Genomic DNA, 5,932 nt, shown 5'->3' on the forward strand with positions numbered 1-5,932 from the left:
CGCTTCGACGTGGTGCGCGTCGGCGCCCGCGGCACCGCCGTCGTCGCCGGCCGCGCGGCGCCGGGGGCCGAGGTCGTGCTGATCGCCAATGGCCAGCGGGAACTCGGCCGGGCCCGCGCCGACCAGCGCGGCGAATGGGTGATCCTGCCGGCAGATCCGCTGGCCCCCGGTACCTACGAATTGTCGCTGCGCGCCCGCCTGGCCGGCGCCGAACTCGCCGGCCCCGACGCGGTGGTCGTGGTGGTGCCGGAGCCGATGCCCGTCGCCGCCGATCAGCCCCGGGCGGTGGAGAGTGGCTCGGCCGCTGTCGCCGTGCTGATCCCGCCGCGCACCGGGGATGCCGCGCCGCGCCTGCTGCAGGCGCCGCCGCAGCAGCCCGCCGGCCCGATGCCGGCGGTACCCGCGCCGGCCGGCCCTGCCCCTCAGGCGAACGGGCCGGCAGCCGCGCTGGTCCAGGCGCCGGACGGCACGGCCCGCGGCCAGGCGGGCCGGCTGGGCCTGGAAGCCGTGGATTACGCCGATGCCGGCGCCATGCGCTTCTCCGGCACCGCCCCGCCGGGCGCTTCGGTGCGCGCCTATGTCGGGGAACGCCATGCCGGTGACGTGGTGGCCGATGCCGCCGGCCGCTGGACCCTGGTGCCGAACGAAACCCCCACCGTCGGCCGCCACACCCTGCGGCTCGATCAGCTTGCCGCCAGCGGCGCCGTCGCGGCGCGGATCGAGCTGCCCTTCCAGCGCGACCAGCTACCGGAGGAAAGCTTCCGCGGCGGCCAGGTCGTCGTGCAGCCAGGCCAGAGCCTGTGGCGGATCGCGCGCGGCAGCTATGGCCAGGGCGTGCGCTACACCACCATCTACCAGGCGAATCGCGACCAGATCCGCGACCCCGACCGCATCTTCCCGGGTCAGGTCTTCGCGCTGCCCGCCGCCGTGACTGCCGACCAGGCCCCGCCGGCTTCCAGCCTGTCGAGGTAAGGGTCGAGTTCCAGCACGAAGCGCACCAGCGCCGCGAGCAACTGGGTCACGGTGGTGACACCGCCGACCGTCTTCTCCGTCTCCAGCACGATCGAATGATCAGGCGCCAGGGTCAGTTCCCAACCCGTCGGCAGCTCGCGCGGCAGGCCGCGGAGGGTGCCGAAGGCGCGCGGCCGATCGGCCGGGCGTTCCGCGGTGAAGGGGATGCGCGCCGCGGTCGCCTGCATGCGCAGCCGGTCGAGCTCCAGCTCCGCCCGCACGCTGCGTCCCCGCCAGGCGAAGCGGAAGCTGGGCCGGGATGCGGCGTGGAGCGGGGCGAGGCGGCCGTCCGGGTCGACCTGGAAGGGGCCGAGAGTGATTGCTTGCGTCATCGGATCCATCATGTGGCCGGAGCGGTTCTCGACCGCCACGGTCCTGTGTTCTTGCGGGCATCGTCGCCCACTCCGGCGGTTCCACCAGGGCGGGATCTGCTCCGAGCTTGTCCGAAAAGGGTGAAGACACCATAAGCGGCGCCATGTCCCTGATGCACAGCCTGAAAATGGTGGTCGCCCCGCCGCACCCGGCCGGCCGGCCCTTCCTGATCGGAGGCGCCGCGGTCGCGGTGGTGGGCGGCCTGCTGCTCGGCCCCTGGCTGTTCTGGCCGGGTCTGCTCTTCACCCTGTTCTGCCTCTACTTCTTCCGCGACCCGGAGCGGGTCACGCCCTCGCGCGGCGGGCTGGTGGTGGCACCCGCCGATGGCCATGTGGTCAGCGTGGCCATGGCCGTGCCCCCGGTGGAGCTCGGCCTCGGAGCGGAGGCACGGTGGCGCGTGGCGATCTTTCTCTCGGTCCTTGATGTGCATGTGAACCGCGCCCCGGCCGACGGCGTGGTGACCCGCATCGCCTATCGGCACGGCACCTTCCTCAATGCCAGCCTCGACAAGGCGAGCGAGGACAACGAACGCAATGCGCTGGCGCTGGCGCTGCCGGACGGGCGCGACATGGCGGTGGTCCAGATCGCCGGGCTCATCGCGCGCCGCATCCTCTGCGACGTGCGCGAAGGTGATAGCCTGACCGCCGGTGAGCGGTTCGGCATTATCCGTTTCGGCAGCCGCACCGACCTCTATCTGCCGCACGGCATCCGCCCGCTCGTCGAGGAAGGACAGGTCATGATCGGTGGCGAGACCGTAATCGCGGAGCTGCATGCATGAGCGGGGAGGGGCCGCGCCCGCATCCGATGCGCCGCCTGCGCCGGCGGTTCCGCCCGCGCACCCGGCCGCGTTTCGAGGGGCTGTCCTTCAACCGCCTGATTCCGAACCTGATGACCATGCTCGGCCTCTGCGCCGGGCTGGTCGCGATCCGCGCCGCGACCGAGGGGCGCTTCGGCATGGCGGCCGCGCTGATCGTCGTGGCCGCTGTCATTGACGGGCTGGACGGGCGGCTCGCCCGGCTGCTCAAGGCGACCTCCCGCTTCGGCGCCGAGTTCGACAGCCTCTCGGACTTCCTCTGCTTCGGCGTGGCGCCTGCTTTCGTCCTCTATCTCTGGACGATGCACGACGCCCGCGGCATCGGCTTCGCCCCCTGCCTGATGTTCGCGGTCTGCATGGCGCTGCGCCTGGCGCGGTTCAACGCGGCGCTCGATGTCGGCGTCGCGCCGAAGCCAGCCTATGCCTACAACTTCTTCACCGGCGTGCCGGCGCCGGCGGGTGCCGCGGTGGCGCTGGTGCCGCTTTTCGCGGGCCTCGCCCTCGGTGAATGGGGGCAGGGCGCCTGGGTGGGGCTGGTGCGCAACCCGATCACCGTCGGCCTGGTGCTGATCGTGACCGCAATGCTGCTGGTCAGCACCCTGCCGACCTGGAGCTTCAAGAACTTCAAGGTGCCGCGCGCCGCCGTGCTGCCGCTGCTGCTCGGTGTCGGCCTCTTCGTGGCGCTGCTGCTGAGCGAGCCTTGGGCGGCGCTGGCCGCGGCGGGGCTGATCTATCTCGGCATGCTCCCCTTCTCGGTGCGCAGCTATCTGCGCCTGAAGCATGAGGCGGAATCGATGCTGGAGCCGGTGGTGGTCGCCGACAACGGGCCACGCCAGACCGGCGCGTGAGCGCGCCCGACGCGGGCGTGGAGCTTTTCCTCGCGGGCCGGTCCTGCCGCATCTTCGCCGGGCCCTTCGCGGCGCTGCCCGCTGATGCGATCGGCCTTTGCCTCGACGGCGCCAATCCGCGGGCGTCGGAAGCCACGCTGCTGCATCCGATCCCCGATTTCGACGTGCCGGAGGACCCCGACGCTTTCCGGGCGACGCTTCAGCGTTTCGCAGGACTGCTGGCGGCATCGCCCGAGCGCATCGGTTATATCGGCTGTTACGCGGGTTTCGGGCGGACAGGGCTGGCGCTGGCCTGCCTGGCGCGGATGGCGGGCGTCGCGGGCGATCCGGTGGCCTGGGTGCGCGCCGCCTACGATCCCCGAGCCGTCGAGACGCCGGCGCAGGAAGAATTCGCGCGCGCCTTCACCGCCTGAGAACGCGCCCGTCGATCAGCGCCAGCCCGGCCAGGATCAGCGCCAGCCCGCCGAGATGGCGTGGCAGCAGCGCCTCGCCCAGGAAAGCGACGCCGAGTAGGATCGCCACCGGCGGTATCAGGAATGTCACCAGCATTGCGTTGCCGCCGCCGGCGATCGCGATGATGCGGAAGAACACCGCATAGGCGAGCGCCGTGGAGACCAGCCCGAGCCCCAGCAGCGCCGCGATGCCCGCCATGCTTGGCATCGCGAGGCTTCCCGGCGGATGTGCCAACAGCAGCGCGGGTGCCAGGATCAGCGCCGAAGCCGTCACCTGCCCGGCCGCGGCGGCGAGCGGCGCGATGCCGTCGCGTGCGATACGCCGCGCCCAGAAGCCCGTCAGCGCATAGGAGATCGAGGCGGCGAGCAGCGCCAGGATCGGCAGCAGGTCAGCCCCGGGTGCCACGAGCTTCTCCGGCCCCATCAGCACCAGCACGCCCGCGAAGCCGAGCGCCACGCCGAGCGCCCGGGGCCAGGTCGCGGGCTGGCGGAAGGCGGCGACGCCGAGCACCACGCCCCAGACCGGCGTGGTCGCGTTCAGGATGGAGGCGAAGCCGGAGGGGAGATGCGCCTGGCCATAGGCGATCAGCGAGAAGGGGATGACATTGTTGAGCAGCCCCATGCCGGCCAGCGTCACCACCGCCGCGCCGCCGCGCGGCACCGGCACGCGGAGCGCCGCGACCGCGACCCAGAGCGCCAGCGCCGCCATCGCGACACGGGACCAGGCGACCAGCAGCGGTGGCGCTTCGCGCACCGCGACACCGATGAAGAAGAAGCTGCCGCCCCAGAGCAGGGCGAGCAGCAACAGCAGCGCCCAGGCGCGGGCGGAGAGAGACTGGTCCATGCGGTGCACCGGAGCAGGAAGGCGTGCCCCGGCGCCATCCGCCAATTGCGGTGCTTCTGCACGAGCGCGCGGTGGTGCGCCAGGGCCGCCGCCGCGGCGAGCATCGACGAGCTGTCGCTGACCGCCTGCTGCACGCGGCACATCGGCGGGTGCAGCAAGCGCAATTCTTCCTTTACGATGTTCTTGTATTGTTCTTTATAGATCCGGCAGTCGGGAGAAGGGTTCGATGCGCGGCCTCAGGGTGTTCGCAGTGCTGGTGGCAGCGTGCCTGCCGACCGGCGTCTCGGCGCAAGTGACGGATCTCACGCGATCCGGCGTCTGGTCTGCCTTCATGGGGCACGCACAGGCTGGTACGCGTGTCTGTGGTGCCGGCGCGCCCGGCGGCGGCGAGGGGATCGATCAGGCGAGCTTCCTCATCAAGCATTTTCCGGACAACTCCTACCTGAACGTCCAGATCATCAAGCTGTCCTGGAATTTCCCGGCGGGCACCCGCATCCGCTATGAACTCCTGATCGATGGTCGCCGCACCTATGTCGGAAGGAGCGCGGGGATCGGCAATGTCCTCGAATGGATTGTCACGCTCGACAGGGCCGACGAATTCGTCGCCAACCTCACGGGAGGCAGGGCCATGGAACTGCGCTTCCTGGAGAGAGGTGAGCCGCCGATTGCGGTCAGCCTGTCCGGAACCGAGGCCGTGCTGGACGTCCTCGCCCGCTGCATCTCGTTGCACACGAGGGTCTTCCGCCCGGCCGCTCCGGACGCCGAAGACATCGTCATGCAGCACTTGCTGCAGTAGGGGCCGCAGGCAAGGCTGTCGGTCCGCGACATCGGAGCACCATCGGGCCCCGGCGCCATCCGCTACTTGCGTCGGTTCTCGACCAGGACGCCGTCGCGGGCGAGTGCGGCGATCTCCTCGTCGGAGAAGCCGCGGGCGCGGAGCACCGCCGCGCCATGCTCGTTGAAGCGCGGCGGCGCGCTCCTTGTGCCACCGGGCGTGCGGGAGAGCTTGATCGGCGTGCCGAGCCCCCGGAAGCCGCCGAGCTCGGTCACCATCTTGCGGTGCGCCGTGTGATCCGCCGCCATCGCCTCGTCGACGTTGAGCACCGGCCCGGCAGGCAGGCCAGCGGCCAGCATGCGCCGGGTCAGCGCATGCCCGTCCTCGTCGGCGAAGCGCGCGTTCAGCACCTCGGTCAGCGCGGCGCGATTGGTGACGCGGGCGCCATTGGTCGCGAAACGTGGATCGCCTGCCATCTCCGGCATGCCGAGGAAGTCGCAGAACTTCCGGAAGGCGGGGTCGTTGCCGGCGGCGACGAAGATCTCGCAGGTCTTCGTCTGGAACTTGGAATAGGGCGCCAGGTTCGGGTGCGGGTTGCCGGTCGCCTGCGGGCGCTTGCCGTTGAGGAAGAAATTCGCGGCATGCGGATGCAGCAGCGCCATGCCGCAATCATGCAGCGTCATGTCGCAATACTGGCCCTGGCCGGACTTCTCCCGCTCGTGCAGCGCCATCAGGATGGCGATCGCGGAGAAGAGGCCGGTCGCGATGTCGACGATCGGGGTGCCGAGCCTGGTCGCGCCGCTGGTCTCGGTGCCG

Annotated in this window: 8 protein-coding genes; 5 read left to right on the plus strand and 3 right to left on the minus strand. The window is 71.0% G+C overall.

All coding sequences use genetic code 11. The features are described from left to right. A partial coding sequence (locus GXW71_RS33895) for a LysM peptidoglycan-binding domain-containing protein (RefSeq protein ID WP_211858398.1) occupies positions 1–972 on the plus strand: 972 nt, incomplete at its 5' end. Here the strand turns inward: GXW71_RS33895 and GXW71_RS33900 are convergent. Next, positions 903–1,343: a hypothetical protein gene (locus GXW71_RS33900; protein ID WP_211858400.1), complete on the minus strand. Its 441-nt coding sequence runs from the start codon at positions 1,341–1,343 to the stop codon at positions 903–905. The genes GXW71_RS33895 and GXW71_RS33900 overlap by 70 nt on opposite strands. A gap of 131 nt (positions 1,344–1,474) precedes the next feature. On the opposite strand from GXW71_RS33900, the gene GXW71_RS33905 reads away from it, so the two are divergent. The 3 genes from GXW71_RS33905 to GXW71_RS33915 are packed head-to-tail and all read left to right on the plus strand — an operon-like array spanning position 1,475 to position 3,458. Then, complete coding sequence (locus GXW71_RS33905) at positions 1,475–2,161, plus strand: phosphatidylserine decarboxylase (RefSeq protein ID WP_367615995.1); 687 nt, start codon at positions 1,475–1,477, stop codon at positions 2,159–2,161. Continuing rightward, positions 2,158–3,045 carry a CDP-alcohol phosphatidyltransferase family protein gene (locus tag GXW71_RS33910; RefSeq protein WP_211858403.1) on the plus strand — a complete coding sequence of 296 codons (888 nt, stop codon included), beginning with the start codon at positions 2,158–2,160 and terminating at the stop codon, positions 3,043–3,045. Before GXW71_RS33905 ends, GXW71_RS33910 begins: the two co-directional genes overlap by 4 nt. After that, entirely contained in the window at positions 3,042–3,458 is a 417-nt protein-coding gene (locus GXW71_RS33915) for a protein-tyrosine phosphatase family protein (protein ID WP_211858404.1), read from the plus strand. The genes GXW71_RS33910 and GXW71_RS33915 overlap by 4 nt, the downstream gene beginning before the upstream one ends. On the opposite strand, the gene GXW71_RS33920 is transcribed toward GXW71_RS33915, so the two are convergent. Continuing rightward, on the minus strand, positions 3,448–4,341 hold the full coding sequence (locus GXW71_RS33920) for a DMT family transporter (RefSeq protein WP_211858405.1): 894 nt from the start codon (positions 4,339–4,341) through the stop codon (positions 3,448–3,450). The two genes, GXW71_RS33915 and GXW71_RS33920, sit on opposite strands and share 11 nt — an antisense overlap. Before the next feature lie 226 nt (positions 4,342–4,567). On the opposite strand from GXW71_RS33920, the gene GXW71_RS33925 reads away from it, so the two are divergent. Continuing rightward, the gene (locus GXW71_RS33925; protein WP_211858412.1) at positions 4,568–5,137 is read left to right on the plus strand and encodes a hypothetical protein; all 570 of its coding nucleotides are present in this window, start codon (positions 4,568–4,570) and stop codon (positions 5,135–5,137) included. Positions 5,138–5,199: 62 nt separating this feature from the next. Here GXW71_RS33925 and GXW71_RS33930 read toward each other — a convergent pair. Continuing rightward, a partial coding sequence (locus GXW71_RS33930; RefSeq protein WP_211858414.1) for a CaiB/BaiF CoA transferase family protein occupies positions 5,200–5,932 on the minus strand: 733 nt, incomplete at its 5' end.

It is taken from the genome of Plastoroseomonas hellenica (assembly GCF_018129085.1).
Taxonomy (GTDB): Bacteria; Pseudomonadota; Alphaproteobacteria; order Acetobacterales; family Acetobacteraceae; genus Plastoroseomonas; species Plastoroseomonas hellenica.

Excerpts from the sequence above, each read along its gene's own strand:
- GXW71_RS33900 (WP_211858400.1), bottom strand. The coding sequence starts at position 1,343 with ATGACGCAAGCAATCACTCTCGGCCCCTTCCAGGTCGACCCGGACGGC.
- GXW71_RS33910 (WP_211858403.1), top strand. The coding sequence starts at position 2,158 with ATGAGCGGGGAGGGGCCGCGCCCGCATCCGATGCGCCGCCTGCGCCGG.
- GXW71_RS33920 (WP_211858405.1), bottom strand. The coding sequence starts at position 4,341 with ATGGACCAGTCTCTCTCCGCCCGCGCCTGGGCGCTGCTGTTGCTGCTC.
- GXW71_RS33925 (WP_211858412.1), top strand. The coding sequence starts at position 4,568 with ATGCGCGGCCTCAGGGTGTTCGCAGTGCTGGTGGCAGCGTGCCTGCCG.